This is a genomic window from Paenibacillus sp. GCM10027630 (assembly GCF_042676305.1).
GTDB lineage: Bacteria > Bacillota > Bacilli > Paenibacillales > NBRC-103111 > Paenibacillus_S.
In genome coordinates, this window is the sequence record NZ_JBHTGY010000055.1 from 184608 (window position 1) to 207789 (window position 23182).

24 protein-coding genes are annotated in these 23182 nt (G+C 45.6%); 21 read left to right on the forward strand and 3 right to left on the reverse strand.

Annotation, left to right across the window (positions count from 1 at the left end; all coding sequences use genetic code 11):
- Positions 1-121: 121 nt before the first annotated feature.
- The gene (spoVM, locus tag ACFQ0C_RS26990; RefSeq protein WP_258215245.1) at positions 122-202 is read left to right on the forward strand and encodes a stage V sporulation protein SpoVM; all 81 of its coding nucleotides are present in this window, start codon (positions 122-124) and stop codon (positions 200-202) included.
- Positions 203-342: 140 nt separating this feature from the next.
- Here spoVM and rpmB read toward each other — a convergent pair whose 3' ends face one another.
- Positions 343-531, reverse strand: a complete 189-nt coding sequence (gene rpmB, locus ACFQ0C_RS26995) for a 50S ribosomal protein L28 (protein ID WP_028550362.1) — start codon at positions 529-531, stop codon at positions 343-345.
- A 255-nt stretch (positions 532-786) separates the two neighbouring features.
- Here rpmB and ACFQ0C_RS27000 point away from each other — a divergent pair, with 255 nt between their 5' ends.
- From ACFQ0C_RS27000 to ACFQ0C_RS27090, 19 genes are all read left to right on the forward strand, one after another.
- Positions 787-1149 (forward strand): Asp23/Gls24 family envelope stress response protein, encoded by a 363-nt coding sequence (locus tag ACFQ0C_RS27000; protein WP_379371325.1) that lies wholly within the window; start codon positions 787-789, stop codon positions 1147-1149.
- A gap of 114 nt (positions 1150-1263) precedes the next feature.
- A complete protein-coding gene (locus ACFQ0C_RS27005) occupies positions 1264-3087 on the forward strand; it encodes a DAK2 domain-containing protein (protein ID WP_379371327.1) in 1824 nt (607 codons plus the stop codon).
- Positions 3088-3138: 51 nt separating this feature from the next.
- On the forward strand, positions 3139-3990 hold the full coding sequence (locus ACFQ0C_RS27010; RefSeq protein WP_379371241.1) for a DegV family protein: 852 nt from the start codon (positions 3139-3141) through the stop codon (positions 3988-3990).
- Between the two features lies 1 nt (position 3991).
- Complete coding sequence (recG, locus tag ACFQ0C_RS27015) at positions 3992-6046, forward strand: ATP-dependent DNA helicase RecG (RefSeq protein ID WP_379371243.1); 2055 nt, start codon at positions 3992-3994, stop codon at positions 6044-6046.
- Between the two features lie 107 nt (positions 6047-6153).
- Positions 6154-6441, forward strand: coding sequence for a stage VI sporulation protein F (locus ACFQ0C_RS27020; protein WP_258215205.1), 288 nt, complete (start codon positions 6154-6156; stop codon positions 6439-6441).
- Between the two features lie 166 nt (positions 6442-6607).
- Positions 6608-7033 carry a MarR family winged helix-turn-helix transcriptional regulator gene (locus ACFQ0C_RS27025; RefSeq protein ID WP_379371246.1) on the forward strand — a complete coding sequence of 142 codons (426 nt, stop codon included), beginning with the start codon at positions 6608-6610 and terminating at the stop codon, positions 7031-7033.
- Between the two features lie 26 nt (positions 7034-7059).
- Positions 7060-7713 carry an HlyD family secretion protein gene (locus ACFQ0C_RS27030; protein ID WP_379371248.1) on the forward strand — a complete coding sequence of 218 codons (654 nt, stop codon included), beginning with the start codon at positions 7060-7062 and terminating at the stop codon, positions 7711-7713.
- A gap of 45 nt (positions 7714-7758) precedes the next feature.
- Positions 7759-9372: a DHA2 family efflux MFS transporter permease subunit gene (locus tag ACFQ0C_RS27035; RefSeq protein WP_379371250.1), complete on the forward strand. Its 1614-nt coding sequence runs from the start codon at positions 7759-7761 to the stop codon at positions 9370-9372.
- Positions 9373-9440: 68 nt separating this feature from the next.
- Positions 9441-10670, forward strand: coding sequence for an efflux RND transporter periplasmic adaptor subunit (locus ACFQ0C_RS27040; RefSeq protein WP_379371252.1), 1230 nt, complete (start codon positions 9441-9443; stop codon positions 10668-10670).
- A 29-nt stretch (positions 10671-10699) separates the two neighbouring features.
- Positions 10700-12472, forward strand: coding sequence for a hypothetical protein (locus ACFQ0C_RS27045; protein WP_379371254.1), 1773 nt, complete (start codon positions 10700-10702; stop codon positions 12470-12472).
- A gap of 158 nt (positions 12473-12630) precedes the next feature.
- Positions 12631-13971, forward strand: a complete 1341-nt coding sequence (locus ACFQ0C_RS27050; RefSeq protein WP_379371256.1) for a right-handed parallel beta-helix repeat-containing protein — start codon at positions 12631-12633, stop codon at positions 13969-13971.
- A gap of 78 nt (positions 13972-14049) precedes the next feature.
- Positions 14050-14304: a DUF2164 domain-containing protein gene (locus ACFQ0C_RS27055; RefSeq protein ID WP_379371258.1), complete on the forward strand. Its 255-nt coding sequence runs from the start codon at positions 14050-14052 to the stop codon at positions 14302-14304.
- Positions 14305-14462: 158 nt separating this feature from the next.
- A complete protein-coding gene (locus ACFQ0C_RS27060; RefSeq protein ID WP_379371260.1) occupies positions 14463-14927 on the forward strand; it encodes a hypothetical protein in 465 nt (154 codons plus the stop codon).
- A 78-nt stretch (positions 14928-15005) separates the two neighbouring features.
- Positions 15006-15308, forward strand: a complete 303-nt coding sequence (locus ACFQ0C_RS27065; protein WP_379371262.1) for a hypothetical protein — start codon at positions 15006-15008, stop codon at positions 15306-15308.
- Positions 15309-15370: 62 nt separating this feature from the next.
- Positions 15371-16651 (forward strand): glutathionylspermidine synthase family protein, encoded by a 1281-nt coding sequence (locus ACFQ0C_RS27070; protein ID WP_379371265.1) that lies wholly within the window; start codon positions 15371-15373, stop codon positions 16649-16651.
- Between the two features lie 33 nt (positions 16652-16684).
- Positions 16685-17119, forward strand: a complete 435-nt coding sequence (locus tag ACFQ0C_RS27075) for a DUF350 domain-containing protein (RefSeq protein WP_258215215.1) — start codon at positions 16685-16687, stop codon at positions 17117-17119.
- 82 nt (positions 17120-17201) lie between these two features.
- Positions 17202-18083, forward strand: coding sequence for an RNA polymerase sigma-70 factor (locus ACFQ0C_RS27080; protein WP_379371268.1), 882 nt, complete (start codon positions 17202-17204; stop codon positions 18081-18083).
- A 106-nt stretch (positions 18084-18189) separates the two neighbouring features.
- Positions 18190-18648 (forward strand): carboxymuconolactone decarboxylase family protein, encoded by a 459-nt coding sequence (locus tag ACFQ0C_RS27085; protein ID WP_379371270.1) that lies wholly within the window; start codon positions 18190-18192, stop codon positions 18646-18648.
- Positions 18649-18857: 209 nt separating this feature from the next.
- Entirely contained in the window at positions 18858-21236 is a 2379-nt protein-coding gene (locus ACFQ0C_RS27090) for an S-layer homology domain-containing protein (protein WP_379371272.1), read from the forward strand.
- Between the two features lie 81 nt (positions 21237-21317).
- On the opposite strand, the gene ACFQ0C_RS27095 is transcribed toward ACFQ0C_RS27090, so the two are convergent.
- Entirely contained in the window at positions 21318-21545 is a 228-nt protein-coding gene (locus ACFQ0C_RS27095) for an alpha/beta-type small acid-soluble spore protein (RefSeq protein WP_379371274.1), read from the reverse strand.
- A 103-nt stretch (positions 21546-21648) separates the two neighbouring features.
- On the opposite strand from ACFQ0C_RS27095, the gene ACFQ0C_RS27100 reads away from it, so the two are divergent.
- Positions 21649-22503, forward strand: coding sequence for an ATP-dependent DNA ligase (locus ACFQ0C_RS27100; protein ID WP_379371276.1), 855 nt, complete (start codon positions 21649-21651; stop codon positions 22501-22503).
- Positions 22504-22605: 102 nt separating this feature from the next.
- Here ACFQ0C_RS27100 and ACFQ0C_RS27105 read toward each other — a convergent pair whose 3' ends face one another.
- Positions 22606-23163 (reverse strand): DJ-1/PfpI family protein, encoded by a 558-nt coding sequence (locus ACFQ0C_RS27105; protein WP_258215221.1) that lies wholly within the window; start codon positions 23161-23163, stop codon positions 22606-22608.
- Between the last annotated feature and the right edge of the window lie 19 nt (positions 23164-23182).

Consider the following 23182-nt stretch of genomic DNA (forward strand, 5'->3'; position numbering starts at 1 on the left):
GAGGAATATAATGGAGTATGATGAAACATGATGCTTGGGAATAGCAGCGTGCAGCCAGCTTAAGTACAGGATGCTTGAGGAATTACAGCTGGTTAAACGCAACCTAGAAGGAGGGGCAGAAATGAGATTTTATACAATCAAGCTACCGAGGTTGTTAGGCGGACTAGTCAAAGCCGTACTTAATACGTTCAGCAAGAACTAATCCCTAAATATCCAAAGGCTTCGCTATGTGTTCATACAGGTTGAAAGAATTTTTAGCGAAGCCCAGAATAAAAGCTTATACTTACGTAACTAAAAAAAGCACCTGGGCCCCAGGTGCTTTTTGTCGTCGGTGGTTAAAGATTACACACGAGTAACTTTTCCGGATTTCAAAGCCTTCGTGCTTACATAAACGCGCTTTGGTTTTCCGTCCACAAGAATACGAACCTTTTGAACGTTAACACCCCAAGTACGCTTCGACTTGTTATTAGCATGAGATACATGGTTGCCTGTTCCGGGTCCTTTACCGGTAATAAAACATTTGCGGGACATTGTATGACACCTCCTTAAAAGCTACGATGATCAAAGATCCTCGAAAGCGATCTCTCCGTATGCAAATCCTGTTAAAAAACACACTTAAATATCATATCACAAGGTAATAAATAACGTCAATGTTCCAGAGATGTTTTTCTGCAAGTTTCTTGAGTGCCCGCGTAGCGGTGGATGTATATTTTATTTATTTCTGAACGCTGATATAGTAAAATAAAAGTTAGTCCATTCTAATCTATATCAAAGGAGCTTTTGATGATGGCTATTGAACTGGCTACAGAGTATGGCAAAGTATGGGTAGCGGATGGGGTTATTGCTGTATTGGCAGGCTCAGCTGCATTGGATTGTTATGGACTTGTTGGAATGGCATCGCGCAATCAGCTCAAGGACGGGATTGCAGAGTTGCTTCGTCAAGATAATTTGAGCCGTGGTGTAGAGATACGTCGTGATGCACAAGGTATGACGGCAATTGATTTATATATTATTGTCAGCTATGGAACTAAAATATCAGTAGTAGCTCATAATGTTCAAACGAAAGTTAAATATGTATTAAGTGAGGTTGCAGGGCTTCAGGTGGAATCAGTGAACATTTATGTTCAAGGGGTTCGGGTATCTGAATAATTTCAGAGAGAAAGTGTCCAGCTTAGCATAAGGAATGGATTCACTCTGAAGTAGGAAGGGGAATGTTTGTTGAGCAAGCATCTAGTTCGTATTAATGGGAATGACTTTATCCGCATGGTGGAAAAGGGAGCGCAGCAGCTGAGAGAAAATGTGGAAAAGGTCAATGCGCTCAATGTGTTTCCTGTACCCGATGGGGATACAGGGACTAATATGAACCTGACCTTAACATCCGGTGTTGAAGAGCTGAAGCGGCGTTCATCTCAACAGATTGGTAAATCGGCGGATGCTCTGGCCAAGGGGCTGTTGATGGGAGCGCGCGGCAATTCGGGGGTAATCCTGTCTCAATTATTTCGCGGATTTTCAAAAGAAGTAATGGAAGCGGATTCCATCGATGCCAAACAGCTTGCGGCAGCTCTCCAGAACGGCGTTACCATGGCATATAAAGCCGTTGTCAAGCCGGTTGAGGGTACGATTCTAACCGTTGCCAAGGAAGCGGCCAAGCATGCGGTTAAGCAAGCAGAACGCATATCGAATGTGGTTGAGCTGATGAGAGAAGTGTGCAATAAAGGCAGCGAGGCACTGTCTAATACGCCGAATCTGCTCCCGATCCTTAAGCAGGTTGGAGTAGTAGATGCGGGCGGCCAAGGCTTGCTGCTGATTTACGAAGGCTTTCTTCAAGCGTTGGAGCAAGGTGAAGAGGGAGCTGGCAGTAAAGACAACGAGACGGAAGCTCGTCCGGGTTATCTTACTGCGACTGCTCCTGTTGGGGCTGTACAAACGGGAACAAACTCGGCTCATCGCTCATCTGCTATAGATGCCGCTGTAATCGGGGGCACAGGAACAACAATGGGGGAACCTAAGCGGGCCCAAGCTAAGCTGTCAACAGAGGATATCGAATTCGGATATTGCACGGAATTTATAGTTACTCTGCAGGCGCAGAAGCAGAAGATGACAGGCTTAATCTTCGATGAACAGGTATTCCGGCAGGAGCTGTCCAACTTCGGAGATTCTCTGCTTGTTGTGGCTGACGATGATTTGGTCAAAGTGCATATCCATGCGGAATATCCGGGAACAGTGATGAACCATGCCATGCAATATGGTGATTTAAGCCGGATCAAAATCGAGAATATGCGTGACCAGCATACGCATCTCCTGCTTGAAGAGGCCGAAGAGCTTTATGGGAGCAGAACCGGAGCCGCGATAACCAACGATTCTCAGCAAGCAGTTTCTGTAGTTGATCATGGGTCAATGGGTACGGTGCAGGATGTAAGAGAATTAAAGCAGTACGGCTTTGTCGTGGTATCTGTCGGACAAGGAATCTCCGATATCTTCAACAGCCTAGGTGTGGACCGGGTGCTGCATGGAGGCCAAACCATGAATCCGAGTACGGAGGATATTGTGAATGCTGTAAGGCTTGTCCCAGCTCATACCGTGTTTGTATTGCCCAACAATTCAAATATTATTATGGCGGCTAGACAAGCGGTTGATCTAGTAGAGGACAAACAAATGGTCGTTATTCCTACCAAAGCGATACCGCAAGGTATAGCTGCTGTACTTGCTTTTCGAGAGAACGCTGTACTTGAGGAGAATACCGATAGTATGCATAAAGCTATTGGTCTCGTTCAGTCCGGTCAGGTTACCTATGCGGTTCGTGATACGCGTATAGATGATATGGACATTGCTCAAGGGGATTATATTGGAATCCACAACAGCAAAATTGTATCAGCCGAGCCTGATTTATTACTTTCCTGTAAGCGACTGGTAGATAGCTTGTTGAGTGATGGAGCAGAAATTGTTACCTTGTATACGGGTGAAGAAGCGGAACACGATCAGACTGAGCGGCTTGTCAGCTATATCGAAGACACGTATAAGGAAGTGGAAGTAGAGGTTCATGCAGGCGGTCAACCGCTTTATTATTATATTATATCCGCCGAGTAAAGTTATCGTATTTATTACCGGGAAGATGGGGAAGTGGAGGTGGAGTCGTTTTTGAGTCAAATTCGGATCGTTACTGACAGTACAGCTGATATTCCAGCTGATTTACAAGAAGCATTAGGCATTGAGGTTATTCCATTAAAGGTGCATTTCGGTATGGATACTTACCGTGACCAAATAGATATGAGCTCAGAAGTTTTTTTTGAAAATTTGACGAGTGCTGCTGTTCTTCCTACAACATCGCAGCCTTCGCCCGTACAATTTGTGGAAACGTATAAAAGGATGCTTGATGCTGCGGATACCTCGGTTATATCGGTTCACTTGTCTTCAGGATTAAGCGGAACCTATCAATCTGCAATATTGGCTAAATCGATGATGGATGATAGTGCAGATCTAACGGTTATTGATTCCAAATCAGCATCCTATGGGTTTGGTTCCATAGTTGTTGCAGCGGCAGAGGCTGCTCGTGCGGGGCAAAGCAAGGATGAGATAATCAACCTGATTCATTCGATGCGTCAACAATTGAAGCTTTATTTTTTGGTGGATACGCTTGAGTATTTGCAAAAAGGAGGCCGTATCGGAAAAGCCGCCGCTCTGGTAGGTTCGCTGTTAAATATTAAGCCTATTTTGTCAGTGTCTAATGAAGGGACCGTCTATTCGGTTGATAAAGTGAGAGGCCAGAAAAAAGCGATGGCTCGGATTATCGAACTTTTAAAACAGGATTTGGGAGATAAGCCGTTGAACATCACAATTGCACATGCAGCAGCTCTGGACAGTGCTGAACTATTCAATGAAATGATGCTGCAAAATTTCGTTGTCAAGAGCACACGCTATACACAAATTGGTCCTGTTGTAGGAACGCATACCGGTCCCGGAACCGTAGCTGTGTTCGTTAATCCGGTTTAATATGACCATTGATTTATACCAAGTTCCGGTTAAAGAAGTGCATGGGGTCAAGGGGAAGAAGCCGGAGGAGCTTCTGACACTAGGCATTGCTTCGGTAGGTGAGCTGCTTGATTACTATCCTTTTCGGTATGAAGATTACACGCTGCGTGATCTGACTGAGGTGAAGGATGGGGATAAGATCACAGTTCAAGGAACCATTGCGGGAATGCCGCAGGTTCAGATGTATGGTCGAATCAAATCAAGATTGACCTGCAAGCTTGTAGTAAACTCGCTCTTTATTACGGCTGTCTGGTTTAACAGACACTATATCAAAGATCAACTGCAGGCTGGCACTGAAATTATATTAACCGGAAAGTGGGATCAGAAAAGGCTGCACCTTACCGTATCAGAGTCACAATTTCCGGGAAAAGGGACTACGCAGATCGGAACGCTGCAGCCTGTTTATTCGGTTACCGGAGCTATATCCCAAAAATGGATGCGTCAAACAACCAAGCAGGCGATTACACAATATGGCGATCTCATACCTGAGGTGCTTCCGCAGGAGCTGATGGACAAATATGAGCTGATGCCCCGTAAGCAAGCGGTAGCTCTGCTGCATTTACCAGGCTCCATGGCAGAGGGTTTGAGTGCACGCAAACGGATGGTATTCGAGGAGCTGTTCTTGTTTCAGCTGAAAATGCAGGCTTACCGAGCATTGAATCATGACCGGGCTGATGGGGTTGCCCATCAGCTTGATTTGCCTGAAGTGAGGGCATTCGTTCGGGCGCTCCCATTCAAGCTTACCGATTCGCAAAAGAAGGTGCTGGCCGAAATTTTACACGACTTGCAGCAGTCCTTCTGCATGAACCGTCTGCTTCAAGGGGATGTTGGCGCGGGGAAGACTGTAGTAGCGGCAGCATCTTTGTTTGCTGTTGTCAAAGCAGGCTGCCAAGGAGCGCTGATGGTGCCGACAGAAATACTCGCTGAGCAGCATAAACGGTCACTGGAGCGTTTGTTCGAGCCATATGGCATTAGTGTAGCACTGCTTACCGGCAGCCTGACAGACCGGCAGAGACGGGATGTGCTGGCCTCTCTGCAGATGGGGTTGATCGATGTGATCGTCGGGACGCATGCCTTAATCCAGGAGGATGTATTTTTCCGCAAGCTGGGGCTCGTTGTAACCGACGAGCAGCATCGTTTCGGTGTTAACCAGCGGAGTATTTTGCGTCGCAAAGGAATGAACCCGGATGTGCTGACGATGACAGCAACGCCCATTCCGAGAACTCTGGCGATAACAGCCTTTGGGGATATGGACGTATCTACATTGAGCGAACTGCCGAAGGGGCGCAAGCCAATCAAAACCTATGCAGTAACTCATGATATGCTTGAAAGGGTGCTGGGCTTTATTCGTCGCGAGGCTGCCGAAGGACGGCAAGCCTATATTATTTGCCCGTTAATTGAAGAATCGGAGAAGCTGGATGTCCAGAATGCTATCGATGTGCACGCTCAATTGCAGTTCGCTTTTCCAGAATACAAGGTAGCGCTCCTGCATGGGAGGATGCCTGCATCGGAAAAGGACGAGGTCATGCGTGACTTCAGCGCAAATCAAACTCAAGTGCTTGTATCGACTACTGTAATCGAGGTTGGCGTGGACGTACCGAATGCAACCTTGATGGTTGTATATGATGCGCATCGTTTTGGTTTGTCACAGCTTCATCAGCTTCGCGGCCGGGTTGGCCGTGGAGAACATCAATCCTACTGTGTGCTCATCGCTGATCCGAAGAATGAGGTCGGCAAGCAGCGCATGAAGGCGATGACCGACACCAACGATGGCTTTGAGATCGCGCGGCGCGATTTGGAGCTTCGGGGCCCGGGTGATTTCTTCGGCACCAAGCAGAGTGGGCTGCCGGATTTTCGGCTTGCTGATATGGTCACGGATTTTGAGGTTATGGAGCAAGCGCGCGATGAGGCGGCAGCACTCGTCCGGCATCCAGATTTTTGGACAGCCGCGGCCTATTGGAAGCAGCGTGAATATTTACAGCGAGAACATATTTTTGACAGTGAATTGTTGGATTAAAAGTATTGTAAAGTTTTGTCCCGTTTAATAAGACACATGTCCGAGCCTCCCGTCATAGACTTATTAGGAGTGAATTTCTCATTTCCTTGATCGGAGGTATTTGTGGCATGAGCTATCAAAAGTTCGGATTTGAGCCTGCATTTGTGGAACGCGTTAAAGCGAAAATGAAAAATCCGGATACAAAAGAACGTATCAAAATGATTCTGCAGGGCGTGACCAAGTACGATCTGCAGGACAGGGCCAAGGTGCGTCGATTTGTCGGTATGCTGGGTAAGGTGCTTGGTGAGAAATTGAGCGACAAACAGATAGAGCATATGGTGAATTTTGTGATTTCGCAAAAAATCGATCCTAACAACACATTTCATCTTATCAAGTTGTGGGGGATGTTTCGATAGCGAGAGAAAAACGGTTAAAGACTTAGGCAGACCAGCGGGTCTGCTTTTTTTTGCGTGTTTTTGGCTGAATATGGCATTTGACGGTTTGAGAAAGTGAGTGGTAAATTTATCCCAAAGTAATTTTATCATAAAACTATTTGGTGATTAAAGGATGTGGTAAATATCGATGGCCATTGAGGATAGTTTGGCTCAAATCGACGAATTATTCCGAAGAGTAGCCAAGTTCAAGGATCAATTTACGGAGCAGCACAGCTTCTCGCGCCAGCAAATGCTGCTGTTGATTACGCTGCTTTGCAAGAAGAGAACTACAGTGGGTGAGCTTGCAGAGGAGCTGGGCCTGTCCACAAGTGCTACCACAATCGCTATTAATCGTCTGGTGATATCCGGTCACATCGATAGAACTCGAGATGAAACAGACCGTCGTGTTGTATGGGTAGAGCTTACGGAACCTGCGACCGAAACCATCATGCGATTGAAGGAGACAAGGGACCAGATTTTAATTGGCATGCTGCAAAAGCTTACGGCAGAAGAGCAGGGGCAATTCATTGGATTACTTCGGAAAATGACAACGGATTTAATTATTAAACAATGATTTTGAAGGATGGTGCGCTTGGGTAGATGAAAAAGAAAATAATCGGATTGAGTGTTCTTGCTGTTGTTGTTATTGGAGGGGCTATCGGAGGGTTTTATTATTATCAACAGATCAGTAAATACATAAGCACGGAAGACTCCAAGGTACAAGGTGAGCTACGAGCCATAGGCTCGATGGCGCCAGGCAAGCTGATTGAATGGAATTATAAGGAAGGGGATACTTTCAAAAAGGGCGATGTTCTGGGTATCGTAGAGACGGCTCCCGCACGGGGTAATGTTGCCGCTACAACTCAGGACATTATCGCTCCTGATGACGGTACCATCATTCAAACAAATGCGGTTAAGGATCAGACGGTGGCAGCGGGGGCTGCATTGTTAATGAGCGCTGATTTAGGGAAGCTGTATGTAACAGCGAATATTGAAGAAACAGAGCTTCATGACGTGAAGGCCGGCAATAAAGTAACGCTAACCATTGATGCGTTCCCGGGCACTGCGTTTAAGGGGCGTGTTGAAAAAATTGGTCTCGGCACGAATTCCTCCTTTTCCTTAATACCTTCTTCCAATTCGAGCGGCAGCTTTACTAAGGTTGTACAGCGTGTACCTGTGAAAATTACTTTGGATGATTACCAAGGAAAGCGGCTTATTCCCGGGTTGAATGCCGTCACAAAAATCGAGAGGTAGCTTCGCTGTTACCTAGCTCAACCTCGGAGAGGAGTTACGATAGAGATGACGGATCAATTAGGCGAAGCGAAGCCGGCAGCGGCTCAAGGAAACGCTAATGCGCCTGTGGGCACAGAGCCTCCTGCACGTGGAAGAGGGCTGGCCATGCTCGCCATGATTTTGGCGGTTTTTATGGCTATTCTCGATACCAGCATCGTTAATGTAGCGGTGCCTAAGATGATGGCAGTGTTCAGTGTCAGTCAGACGGAAATACAATGGGTTTTGACTGCTTATTCGCTTGTTGTAGGTGCACTGATACCGATTACCGGCTATATGGGTGATCGATTCGGTTATAAAAGAGTGTTTCTATATTCTGTAGCTGTATTTACTATCGGTTCCGCATTATGCAGTGCGGCTTGGAGCAATAACTCGATGATCGTTTTTCGAATTATCCAAGCCATAGGCGGAGGAGCGGTTATGCCGGTAAGTATGGTTATGCTGTTTCGTATGTTTCCGCCTGAGAAGCGGGGAATGGCGATGGGCCTATTCGGTATTTCCGTAATGTTTGCGCCTGCAGTGGGCCCGACGCTGAGCGGCTACATAGTAGAATATTTGGATTGGCGGTTAATTTTCTCCATTAATGTTCCCATAGGTATCATAGATATTTTTCTGGCTGCAGCTGCTTTAAAGGAATACAAGATTGAGAACCCAGGCAAGTTTGATCTATGGGGGTTTGTGACCTCGAGCACAGGTCTTGCCACACTGTTATATGGTGTAGGGATTGTAGCGGATAAGGGCTGGAACAATACGGAAGTTATTATTTTTCTTTCAATTGCCACTGTTTGCTTGATTGCTTTCATTATTATTGAGCTTATTGTTGAGCGGCCGATGCTGGATTTATCACTGCTCAAAAATTTCACTTTTACGCTTACGCTGATGATTTCCAGTACGGCAATGGTTATATTGATGGGTAGCTTATTCCTGCTGCCGGTATTTCTGGAAAATGTTGCGGGCTTATCTCCGATCCAGACAGGGCTGCTCCTGCTTCCGCAAGCGATAGTATCCGGTCTGATGATGCCTATCGCAGGTGCGTTGTTTGATAAAATAGGCGCCAAACCGCTTGCTGTTATCGGAATGATCATTACGGCTTATGGCTTATATTTGACAAGGCAGCTGGATGTGACAACTCCATTCTCTACAATTGTTGGATGGTTGATGATCCGTGCTGTTGGTGTTGGTCTTGTTATGATGCCGGTACAAACGGCCGGGATGAATACAGTCCCTATGCACAAGATGGGGCAGGGGACGGCACTCTCGAATGCCATCAGGCAGGTGAGTGCATCGTTCGGTATCGCTTGGCTCGCGCTAATGTTCAGCAACCAGCGAATATTTCATTCGGCTGCGATGTCCGATCAGATGAACATGTTCTCGGCCTCAGTCCAGAACAATATTAGCCAAATTCAAACCCAGTATATGGCGGTGGGACAATCGTTCGGTCAAGCCCAAAGCAGCGCAATCGGTTATGTGTATGGACAAATTCAATTACAGGCAACGGTCCAGGCAATGGACGATGTGTTTTATATGACCGCAGGCTTGGCGCTTGCTGCTGTTGTGCTGTCGATGTTCTTGAAGACAGTAAAAAGGCCTGGGTCCTCCAAAGAGCATGTAATGGGTGAATAGAAAGAAACGGTCCGTTAAGAATGTCCTCGGAAAGGTTTACTATTTTTGGGCAAAGGGGTACATAAACTATGAAACACAGATTTAAGGCATGGAAAAGTACAGTAGCACCTGCATCGATGATTCTTTTATGCGCTGTTGTAGCCGCGGGTTGTTCCGTTACGTCTGCGAAGGAGTCGCAGCTTCGGCAGGTCAAAGTGGTGCCGGTTGCCAAGCAAGCTATGGAGGGGCTCGTTGAACAGGATGCGGATGTCGTATCCTCCTCCCAAGTGAATGTTACCGTCAAGGTAGGCGGCGATGTCCAGCAGCTGCTCAAAAAGCGTGGTGAACCTGTTCGCCAAGGAGAGGTCATCCTGAAGCTGGATACAGCGGACATGGAGCGTTCAAAGCGAAAAACTGAGCTTACACGCGAGGGGTTGCAATCACAGCTGGTTAAAACACGTGAAGATGTGGCTACGAATAAAGCGGTATTAAAAAATACTATCGGCAAATTGGGAATGCAAATCGCGGATCTCGAAAAAGCTTACAACAATTTAAGAAATGATTATGATCAAGGGATTGCTGCAAAAAGCCAATTGGAGAAAGCTGAAACACAGTGGAAAACCGCAATATTGGATCTCGATACGGCTCAGAAGCAGCTGGCTAATCTGGAGGCAACGGATCCGCTTGCGACATTGAAAATTCAATTGGAAACCACAGAGGTAGGGGTTGAGGATATCAATAAAACGATCTCCGATCTCGAAGTGAAGGCGCCGATCAGCGGTATTTTGACGGATCTGTTTCCTGAGCAGGGTATGTCCATTCAGTCGGGCTATGTTGCCGGTGTTATTCAACAGCTCGATCCTGTGAAAATCCACTCTGATCTTACGGAAGCCCAAGTGAAGCTTGCAAGAGGCAAGTCAGAAGTGAGCTTTACGCTCCCAGGCAGCAATGATAAATTTCAAGGAGCGGTTACCTATTTAGCGGATGTTATGAGCCCTCAGAGCAAAACATTTGTAATGGAACTGACCGCTAAAAATGAAGGCTTCAAGCTGAAGCCGGGCACACGCGTGAAGCTGCTCTTGGGTGACGGGGGCAAACAGGATGCGTTGGCTTTACCGACCTCCGCTGTTGCTCAGGAAGGTAATGAGATGTACGCTTATGTGCTGGTAGGCGAGCAGGTCGAGAAACGCAAAGTCACGCTTGGCCGCGCGGTAAACGGCTATCGTGAGGTCGTAAGCGGTTTGAAGGAAGGGGAGCAAATTGTCATTTCGGTCGGGCAGGGCTTGCTGGATAAAGAAAAGGTGGAAATCATCAAATGAATAAAGCGGGATCAGGGAGAGGATCAGCTATGAATAAGAAAAAAAATCAAATGCTAGTCATGCTTCTTACTACAGCACTATGCTTTTCAATACCATATACAGGTTCGGCTGCCTCTGCTGCTGCTTCGGAAGTGGGGGCTCAACTAACCTTGCCGGCTGCTTTAACGAATGAGCTTCAATTAGAGGTAAAAAGCTTGCTTAACGAGCATACATATAGCGGAACACGTATTGCTGCGGTTGTAAAATTAACGAATCATTCGAGTTCTTTGGCCCGCGTTCCGGACGGCGAGCTCAGAGCGGTTATGAATGATGACAAAGCCTTCGTCCTTCGTCCTAGCGCGAATAATGTCAAGGCTGTGGAAAGTGGTGCAACGGTTGAGCTGAGTTATATGGTACTGCTGGACCGCAAGCAGGATATCACTTTGAATGAGCTGGCTTGGGTTGATATTAATAAGGATGTATATCCGAAGGTAGAAACGACGCTTTTGTCCGTACCGGTTAAGGGGTTAAGCTGGAAAGGAATTGACGATTCTTTATCCGAACCGGAATTTACGAAAAAATGGGAGGAATCCTTTTCAATTCCATCCTTAGCCTCGCCGCTTGTTTATACCCCTATTCGCTTGACAGAAGAGCGTGATGGGACGAAGCGGGTGCAGCTGCTAACACTGCGCGTCCAAAATCCAAGTGATCGGACAGAGCTGATCCCTGACTTTACGATCAATGGCAGATCTGACAAGCAGGTTTATGCAGGCAATCGTGCTGAGAAAAGTGTAAAATCTCTGGATGCAGGCTCCCAGAAATATATGTACTTCTCGATTCCTACCGACCAGGATACGGTTCTGACCGACTTGAATATAATGACACCGGAAAGCTACCAGCCCGCAGCGCGCACCGTAGATGCTGAGCTGCCGCCAGCAGTTAGCTATTCCGTGGGCAGGCTGCATATAGGGCTCTCTGCTATAACGGGATCGCAACCGGTGGCAGAAGCTGCAGAGCTGATAGCGCCAAATTACTCCTTGCAGCAGCCACTTGCTTTTGATCCTTTGAATGTCATAGTCGACCCTGCGCTTGCCGTTTCTGTAATGCATGTCCAGATGTTTGAAAATGAAGGTCAAGGCTACAAAACTGCGGTTGTCAAACTAAAAATGACTAACAGCAGTAGCAAGCCGTTGACCGTACCGGACTTTGGCACAGAGCTTGTCTCAACTGCAGGAAGCGCTTATAGCGGCAAGAAGCCGACTTCCAAGATTGAGGTTGCGCCTAATGCGAGCCTGGTGGTAGCCTATACCTTCTTGTTGCCGTTATCTGAACAAAATAGACAATTTTCATTACGTGTTTATGACGAACAAACAGCGGCTCCTTACAAGACGGTAATAGCGCGTGCTGATCTTCAGGTTGAAAGGGAGCTTGAAGTTCCTGCCAATCAATTAGCGTTGTACCCTTATGATATTGACTTGAAAAACTGGTCTGTCAGCAATTATGTGTTAAGTAATGCAGCCACCTTTACACTAAACTATACCTACAAGCTAAAGCTGGATTTGGATGTGCATCCGACAGATAATGTTGTTACAAATACAGCATTTTCGAAGCTTGCTTTTGAGCTGGAAAATACGGATGGAAAAAAGGTCGCTTCCAAAATCGTAGATTTGGCAGGGGAGAACCGGATTATTAACGGCAGCCAGATCTATTATCTAAACACTGCATTATCCGAGCAGCTGGAATACCCGCTTACCCTTAAATTGTACGAAATGATTGATACGCCGTCAGGACCCGCAAGACGTTTGCTGAAGGTGCTAAAATAATCAAATAAACGAATATTGAAGTTTTGAAAATGAAGTCCTCAATTGAGGGCTTTTTTTTCAATATTGATGCTGGCCTCATTTCCATTTATACTGAATCTATCTATTAAGAAAAAAATATGACAATTTGAAAGATTTATAGAAATTAAGGAGGATTGACATTGCTTCCAATAGAACCGAACGATAAAGAACAAGAAACAGGTAAACCGATGACTCGCAGACAAATGTTAGCTTCATTAGGAGCGGCCGGAGTACTGCTTGCAGCAGGGGCTGGATTTCCTGGGGAGGCTCGTGCAGCTACGACTATTCCTGTCATAGATACGAGCTTTTATTATAATGTTAAGGATTATGGAGCTCAAGGAAATGGCCGTTATGGACAAGATGATGCACCTTATATACAAGCTGCCATTAATGCTGCCTCAGCTGATAAAGGCGGGACGGTGTACCTCCCACCCGGAGATTATGTTATAAAATCCAGCTTGTTTATGCGCTCTAAAGTGCATCTTCTTGGTGCAGGAGCAGGCGTGACTATTATCAGGTCGATAGATACCAATCTGCATATGATCAAGAGCGGCTCGGACAGCAAGCATTTTTCTATAGACAGCCTTACATTTGAAGGAAGCGGGATCGTTAGTACCTCATTAGCATCCATTTTCGAATGCGGCATTTATATTTTTGATTCGGAGCATGTTCGGATTAGTCGTTGCTTGTTTAACAGAGTTACGAAAGGCATACATGTGGAACGCTCCCAGCATGTTAATGTCACCAATTGCATATTTACGCTCATCGTGGGAACGGAAAACCCTAATGAGGGATATGGTATTGTTGTTGAAGGTGGAAGCAATAATATATTACAAACAAATAAATTCAAAAATGTGAACAAAAATGCCATTTATGTAAATGCCGGAAGCAGCTATTCAATAATTGCCGATAACGTAATCGAAGGTTGTAAAGATGCAGCCATTTTGGTTACTTCGAAGCTGAAGGCGTGCTCCTATCATTTAATACAAGGGAATCTGATCTCTGGGGCGAATTTGGGTGATCAGGAGTTTAGCTGCACCTTTGGGATACGACTGAAAGATTATTGCACTTATAATACAGTTGTAAATAATATAATATCCCGCTCATCCTCAGGCGGAATTCAGTTGGATGCAGCAGATAATGGCGGTGATGACCGTCCGTTTGGCAACACTGTCACAAGCAATACAATCAATACTGCACCACTTGGTATTTCCGTATTCAATGGAGATGCGAATACCGTAAAAAGCAATGAGGTGCGTTGGACAGAAACAGGGATTTTGATAGATACAGTTGGAGTCGGATCGGCCTCTTCCGCCAAACAAAATATTGTTACCGGCAACAGTATATTTCAAAGCTCCAAAGCAGCTGTAAGAGTGGGTTCGGCACGCTGTCAGAGCAATACGGTTTTCGGTAATGCGGGGTTTGACAATATAGCCGGATTATCCGATTCAGGAACGGATACAGCGACTGTAGGATTTTAGTATGAGGGTTCGGAATGGTTGGCCGTCCTATAAAAGCTGGGGCGGCTTTAGCTATGAGAAGAGGAGCTGAATAAAATAATGAATTTAAAATTTCCCAAGGAGCAAAAAGAACAGATCATCAGTATGCTCCAGCATTATTTTCAAGAGGAACGCAATGAAGAACTGGGGCATTTGGCGGCTGAGCAGCTGCTGGATTTTTTTGTGAAACAGGCAGGCCCTATTTTCTATAATCAGGCGGTTGACGATTGTCGTCAGTATGTTCGAGAACGGGTTGCAGCGGTGGAGGAAGATATGTATGCTCTGGAGAAGCCGCATCAATTCCCGCGAAAATGACAAAAGTTATCGTAACCTTAAGCGTTGCGGCTTCATGAACTATTTCTGATTGATGAGTTTAGGAAGGGTGGCCCACGAATCTTTTGGTCCTTTTGCGCGTATAACTTACTGCTTGCTAATGGCAGAGGAATAGCCGTAGACGAGAAAGGAGCATGCTTATGCCGCGATTGGAGTATCGTTTATTTGAAGAAGACAGCGACTTCCCGCTGCTGTATTACTATGATCGGATAGGACGGGAAGAGACTGCGCTGCGATTTGCTTGTGATTACTTGGTAAAAGAAAGCGTAGTTTACGAGAAAACATCCAATGCTATTGAGGATGGCTGCTATGTCATCTATGTGAAGCGGGCGGATGACGAACGGGTAATGTCTTGGGAGAAGCGTGATTCTGGTCAATCAACGGGACTAAGGCTAGAGCTCCGTGAGTACCGAGAATTTGGCGCTGACTATCGATTGGTCCATTGTTACAGTTTCCAAGATACCCTTGCTGTGCTGCTTCATCTGGAAGCCAACTATTTATATCTAGAGGGGCAGGAATGGTACCGCACATCAACGGAAATTGATGAAGATCGTGAGACTTTTGTCATTTATGCGGTGAAATCTGAGCTGGATCTTACGAAGTAGGTTTTGCTAATTTCAAAACTTGAGCTATGCTTACGAAGTTTAGTTTTGCTAAAGCAAAACTCTTAGGAGGAGAACGCTTTGGAGCAAAAAAAGATTGGAAAAACACATCATATCGTCACTTTGTTTGTGGCCGCTGCGCTTGTTGCAGCACCTGGGTGTTCAAACACACCGGCTAATTCGAACTGTGTCGATCAAAATAATGACGGATATTGTGATAATGGGAGCGGCAGCTCGACTTCACGATACTATGGTTCAACAGGAAATTCGGGCGGAACGACCTCTTCTGCAACCTCTACACCGTCGGATGGTTCATCGGGTATTTCGAAAGGCACTTCAGGACATGGCGGCATTGGGAGCAGCGGGGGCTCCAGCTCCAGCTAAAAGGATATTGGCTAGTCGAGTACCGCAATAGAAGGAAAGCTTGAAAGGAGGACGCGAATATCATGGAGCATCACCGTAAAGCGTCCGCAGCAGCTATGTCTTATGCGGATCGGCGAGAGGCCATCTATACTCCGCTGCGGCAGGAAGGGATCTTTAACTGGGACTGCATGTATGGAGATGAGTACGCTCTGGCGGATCTTTATCGAATCGATAGGGAGCTGCACGGTCGAATACTTCAAGCTGCGGAAGGGCTTACTCAGATTTACGCACGTACGGTACAGATCGTACAGCAGTCCGATGATGCTCTATTAGAGCAGCTTGGGCTTCCTCGCGCTTCGTTTGGCGCGGTCAGACTTAGCTTGGAGCAGATGCTGCCAACTTTAGTCGGCCGTTTCGATTTTGCCGTTAACGGGCAGGAGATTAAGATGCTCGAGTTCAACAGTGATACTCCTACTGGCATTGTAGAAGCGTTTCATGTGAACGGCCATGTATGCGCTGCTTACGGAGCGGAGGATCCGAATGCCGGCTGTGACAGCATGTTAAGGACGGCATTCGATAAAGCTATAAACGTATATCGAGAAGCAGGTTATTCAACAGAGCAGATTTGCTTCAGCGCATTGGATTGGCATGACGAGGATGCGGGTACGACTCGTTATTTGTTGGAGCGCTCCGGACTCCCTGCACGATTCGCTCCCTTGTCACAGCTGCGGGTGTTAGACGACCGGCTGTGGGTCATAGACGAGATAGAAGAGCTGCAGCCTGTCCAGGTGCTATATCGATTGCATGCGCTTGAGAAGCTTGCAGAGGAACATGACGAAGACGGTTACCCGACAGGTGAACATGTTCTGCAGCTGATTGCAGAAAGAAAGCTTGCCGTTATCAACCCTCCATCCGGCTTTCTGGCGCAAACAAAAGCATTGCAGGCCTTAATATGGAGCTTGCATGAGGAAGGGCATTTTTTTTCCTCAGAGGAGCATCGAATTATCGAGTCGCATATGCTTCCCACTTATTTGGAAAATCGTTTTGAGGGAGCGGGAATGGGAGCTTCTCCTTATGTGGTCAAGCCTATATTTGGGCGGGAAGGCAGCGGAGTGTCCATTTATAACGCCGATGGATCAACCCTTTATCTAAACAATGCCGATGAGTATAGTCAACAGCCAATGGTCTATCAGCAATATACGAAGCTGCCGACGATTGACATAGAGACATTAAAAGGCAGCACGCGAGGAAGCTTGCTCTGGGGCTGCTTTGTCATTGGAGGCAGAGCTTCGGCTATTGTTCCACGTGTAGGTGGTCCCATCACCAATAATTTATCCTATTATTTGCCTGTAGGTTTTAAGTAATAGTTATGCACCAAAAAACAAGGGGGAAATGCAGTGACGCAATTGGATTCCATTGTTAATTTTTTAATTTATTTAGGGGTGGCCGTGCCGCTGCTAGCTATTGGCATCTTTTTTTTCCTGTTCACTACGCCATACAGCGAATTTAAATTGATCAAGGAGGGCAGCGATGTAACCGATCCTGTCAAAGTAGGAGCAGCCCGCGCAGCTGCCTACGATCTGGGAGGCAAAATATTGGGGCAAGTGCTAGTAATTGCTTCAGCGGTATACCATTCTGTCGGGCTGCTGGATTTGATCGTCTGGGGGCTGCTTGGCATTGCCTTTCAAATCATTGTATTTTATTTATTTGAGCTGCTGACTCCGTTTAAGGTGCTGGTAGAAATTCCAAAAGGTAACCTTGCGGTAGGCCAGTTTTCATTCATTCTTAGTATTGTTACCGGTGTGCTTATGGCATCATTAATCAGCTATTGATACATACTTACGAAGCAGGCAGGACAGAGGGCGGTCTCCAATGAGAGGCTGCTTCTTTGCTATTAAAGGAGAGGTTCGAACAATGAAATTGGCAAAGATGTACATGGATTACAAGCTGCTGCTTATCTCAATAGCATACCGCATGCTGGGTTCACTTACGGATGCCGAGGATATAGTTCAGGATGTGTTTGTTTCGCTGGAGCGGGTTCAACTGGATGAGGTTCAGCATCAGAAAGCTTACCTGGTCAAAATGACGACAAACCGATGTCTGAATCTTTTGAGCTCTTCACGTAAACAAAGGGAAGTGTATCCAGGGTCTTGGCTGCCTGAGCCGGATATCGGAGAGGTTATTGCAAGCCCGGAGGAGCAGGTGGTCCAAGAGGAGACGGTATCTTACGCTTTACTTGTTGTGCTGCAGCAGCTAAATCCGGTGGAGCGAGCTGTGTTTCTGCTCAGAGAGGTGCTATTGTACGAATATAGCGAGATTGCGGATATTTTGGATAAAACGGAAACTAATTGCCGTAAAATATACAGTCGTGTCAAACCGAAAATACAGCAAGAGATGGAAGATCCACTATCTTCTTCAAACAGTATTAGCCATAAAAAGGATTTGGTTAACAGCTTTCTTCATGCATCAAGGACAGGCGATTTTGCATCTTTTGTGCATCTGCTTGCGGATGAGGCCGTTCTTATTAGCGATGGAGGCGGGAAGCGAAGGGCAGCGATATTTCCAATTACAGGTAGGGAACGTATTCAAGCGTTTTTGGAAGGGATTCAAGGCAAAAATTCATTTGGTGGCGAGCTGCGTCCGATTGCTATCAATGGCGAGCCCGGTCTGCTGCTAGTTCGAGATGGTGATCCGCAATTAGCGATATGCTTTAGAGCTGCCCCCCAACATTCTGCGATCCAAACTATTTATTTTGTCGTTAATCCGGATAAGCTGAAGCGGGCTATACAAGCATAAGGTTATTTTGTTAAACAAATATTTTTGAACATGTCACAAATAAGTGCAGACGCTGGTCTAAGAATATGTAACAAACAAATAATGATCCAGTGGAGGAGATTTAACTATGAAAGAAAGATTGAATTATCAAAAAGCCAACCCAGGAGCTTTACAAGCTTTGTTGAAATTAGAGGGATTTATGCAAAGCAGCGGTATCGATGCATCCTTATATGAGCTTATCAAAATCCGCGCTTCACAAATTAACGGCTGCGCCTATTGCCTTGATATGCATACGAAGGATTGGCGTGCAATGGGAGAGACGGAACAGCGCATTTACATGCTGAATGCTTGGCGTGAAGCTCCATTTTATACGGAGGCGGAGAGAGCGGTATTAGAGCTAACAGAAGCAGTGACCCAAATATCTCATGCCGGTTTGCCTCAGCAAATATACGATAAAGTCCGCGAGCATTTTGACGAGACACAATTTGTTACACTGCTTATGGCTATCAACACAATCAATTGCTGGAACCGTATAGCCATCTCGACAGGAATGGTGCCTGGAGCTTACAAGGCTGCTGCCAAATAATTTTTCAACCCCAAATTCTCACTCGCTCCGGCGTTTGAGAATTTTTCTTTTTTAAGGGCTGTTCGAGTGCAACTTTTTCCAAATGAGGTTCGTTATAGTACATGTATTAAGAAAAGCATCTAATTGACCGGATGAGCTTCGTTCGTACTGGATTAGCCGCTTTTCTGGTAACATCAAATAACCTTCACAGGAAGAGGTCGGTAATTAATATGAAAAAATTAGGAATTGCCAGTATCACTAGCATTATGCTGCTTGGTTCTGTAGCGCCGGTTTCTGCTATGATGCCTGAAGCTGCTAATGTAATGGCCGTACAGCCTGACATAAGCATGGGTAAAACAATCGGTAATGAGGAAGCTCCTGTTGACACAAAAATTAATCGAGAACGCGCTATCGAGCTTGCCAAACAGTACGTGAAGATTCCGGACGGCTTTACACTGCAAGGAGTCGGTTATAATAATGCTTACGGTAGCGGTAGCGGTCGAGGAACATGGAATATGAATTTCAATAAGCAGGATCAGAAGCGGTATTATGGAAACATTAACGTTTCAATTGATTCGGATACTGGGCAACTCATTTCTTATTATATCAATAACTATGATCCTGATAAAAAGCCTGTATTTCCTCCCAAGGTTGATCTGGAGCATGCCAAACAAATTGCCTTAGATTACATTGCGAAGACAAATCCAACTGAAAAGGACCAACTTAAATATTATGACCAGTTCGAACAAGGCTATCGCAAGCCTCTAACCGGCTCAGCTCAGTATCCATTCCAGTATGTTAGAGTTGTGAATGGGGTTGTGTTTCCGCAAAATTCAATCTCTGTGACTGTAGATGGAGAAGGTCAAATCATTTCTTATAATATGCAATGGGATTCTCAGCTCACTTTTAAAGCAACGGAAAATAAGCTCACTACTGAACAAGCTAACGAACAGTTTAAGAAGCTTGCCGAATCGCGCCTGCAATACATATTTCCAAACACGCCGACCGGAAAAGCAACCCCTCTGATTTCTTATCAAATGGAACCGTTCATGATTGATGCACAAAGCGGCGAAGCGCTTCTGTACACCGGAGCACCGAGGAGCGCTCGTCCGGCGTCCATTGCTGCAAGTGATAAACAATTGGAGGAATTTCCGAAGCAACCGCTCAAGCTGACTAAGGAACAGGCTATAGAACGAGTATCCAAGCTTCTCCCGCTCCCTGCAGATGCCAAGCTGGAAAACGCATCGTATCAAGAAAATAACGATCCGCGCACTGGCAGCACTTCCATTCAGTGGGATCTCAGCTGGTCTACGGGAAAAGAGAAGGATAATCCGTCTATCCATGCAACGGTAGACAGTAATACAGGCGCCGTGTTGCGTTATTCCAAATATAATTACAGGATAGCCTCAGCAGATGCAACTGCTGCTCAGGATACAAGCGGTCTAAGCTATGATCAATTGAAGGAGAAGGCAGCCACGTATATTCAAAAGCTGCTTCCGGCTTATGCACACGAGCTGTATCTGGAGCCACAAATCTATGATATACCCGTTGAAAAGATGCAATACATGCCTAATTTTAATTATAGTTTCCGCCGTATCGTTAACGGAGTGTACACAGAGTATGAATCCGTTAATATCAATCTGGATCGCAAAACAGGCGATATACAGGATTTCTATAGCAATATAACTTCGATACCGTATCCGTCTGAAAAACCTAAGGTAATTTCAGATGACGACGCCAAGAAGATACTGCTCTCCCAATATGAGGTTGAATTGCAATATATAACTTTCATGAAGGGTGGCATGGGTGTCCCTTATTATGGCTCAACTATGGCCATGGATAAATATAACCTGATGGTTGCTGCAGGTGAAATCAAGCCGTCCGAAGAGGCGCCACAAAAGCCTGAAACGAAGCTTGTCTATAATTTGAAGTCAAAGGTTCAATTCAGAGAGCCTTCATTCCTGGATGCGACAACAGGTGAGTGGAAGAATAGAGAGACGATTCAAGTAATTAAGCCGGTTTCTGCACCAACCGATATCACAGGCCACCCGGCTGAAGAAGCATTAAGGCTAATGATTGATTATCAAGCGCTTGATGTGGTGGACGGGAAAGTTCAGCCTGATGGGTTGATCACTCGTGGGGAAATGGTTAAAATGCTGCTGGCGTCTGTTAATGGAGGGTATTACCCAATGGCAGCAGGAGCATATGCTGAACGAACTGCGAGCTTCAGTGACGTTGCCAAAGATAATAAATATTTCGCTTATATTGAAAATGCGATCGATCTCAATTTGATAGACCGTAACTCGGATACTTTCAAGCCGGATGCAACGTTAACTAAATCGGAGATGGCTGACCTTATTGTTAGAGCTCTTGGTTACCGTAAATTGGCTCAAGTGGAAGGACTTTTTGCGGCAAGCGCAACTGATTTGGAAGGGGTAAAGAACAAAGGGGCCATTTCCATACTTAACGGATTGACTATTATGCCGCTTGAAGGTGGTAAGTTTAAGCCTAGCGAGCAAATTACCCGTGCACAAGCTGCCACTACGTTCTACAAGTTTTTACAGGTTCGCTCGGAACTGCAGGATTCACCTATAAATAGAGGCTGGTAATAAACAGATAACAAAAAACAGGCGAAGGTCAGATTAGAAGACCAAGCCTGTTTTTTTGCTTTTGAATGTAACCCATTTTACTTAGAACCGGTTTCCATTACTTAACTGCTGCTCAGCTATTTGTACCAAACGGCGAACCATATGTCCACCTATGGCTCCTGTATCCCGGGTTGCCATATAACCATAATAACCGTCTTGAGGAATTTGAATGCCCAGCTCTTGAGCCACCTCATATTTCAATTTTTCTAAAGCCGATGCAGCTTGTTGAACCACAATTTGATTACTGTTTCTGGATTGACCTGTTGCCATGAAAAGCACCTCCTGGTTATATTTGAAAGTAAACATATCATCCCCATGTTTTCCCTAATTATTCATAGCGAAGTCCATGTTACAATGAAATTGGGTGATGCCAATGTTTATCGCACCGATGCTGCTGGAATCAATAGATGAGCCATTCTCGGATTCGGCTTTCGTTTATGAACCTAAACTCGATGGGCATCGGGTTATACTGTCTGCTAACGCGCATGAAACGCGTTTGTTCACGCGCGGCCAAAAAGAATGTACAAGGCAGTATCCCGAGCTTTTAAATGTGCCTGTAGATGGGGATATAGTGCTTGATGGTGAAGTGTGCTGTATAGATCCGGATACGGGTGAATCTGACTATGAATTGGTAATGGAACGATTACAACTAAAAAGTAAACATAGAATTCAGTCCTATGCTAGTCAAAGGCCTGTACATTTTGTGGTGTGGGACGTGCTTTTCTATAGAGGCAGAGATTTGCGTACTTTGCCGCTAATGAAACGACGCTCTATTTTGGAGTCTAAATTGATCCCAAACGAATATTTTCATCTTGTGCCGCAGACTGAAGATAAAGGAAATGATCTATTTCATACGGTAGTGGAGAAATCGATGGAGGGGATAGTAGCCAAACGTAAAGACAGTCTTTATGTTTCGCGAAGCTCGCATGATTGGTTGAAAATAATTAACACCCGCTATGCGGAGGTTGATATTATAGGCTACTGCAAGGATGAGCTAGGATGGCTTATACAAACGGAGGAGAATGGAAATAAGCGTCCAGCAGGCATTATTAAGCAGGGTGTAAATCCAATGCAGGAAATTGCCTTTTATGCCATCAGCAAAAAATGGGTGACGTCCGAAAATGACCGTTTTGTATATTTCCAGCCTGGTATTAAAGGTAGGGTTATGTATCGAGGGCTTACCCGTCATGGAATGCTGAGAGCACCTGTTTTTATGAATTTCGTATAATTAATGAGAACTTCCCGGCTTCTGTTTTATAGGAACCTAGGGAAGTTTTTTATGCTGTTAAATGAAAACAGCCGGCAAACCTTGGCCGGCTGCTTAATGCTATTATTTCTTGACTAGCGCAAGAAATTCCCTCATGAATCCTGGCAAATCCGGCCAAGCGTGTCCAGATACAATATTTCCGTCTACATGCAGTGTATCTGCCGCATAGGTCGCGCCCAGCTGCTCTACATCAGGGCGACAAGCCGTATAGGCGGTTAGCGTGCGTCCTTCGAAATAAGTATTATTTTTCAATGCACTAAGTACAAGAACAGCATGGCATATAGCACCAACAGGCTTATTAGTTTCGAAAAAGTGGGTCAAGATTCGAGGTATGCTTGGATCCAACCGAATGTACTCAGGAGCACGGCCGCCGGGTATAATAAGACCGTCATATTCCGCAGGATCGACTTCTTCAAAGGATAAGTGGGATTCCAATTGATATCCCGGTTTTTCTGTATAAGTATCCCATCCTTCAAAGTCGTGAACGACAGTTTTCAATACCTTTTTCTTAGGAGATGCAATTACAGCTTCGTAGCCTTCTTCTAAAACTCGAAAATATGGGTAATATACTTCCAGAGCTTCTACTGCATCACCGGTAATGAGAAGAATTTTTTTGGACAATTGGATCACTCCCGATTTG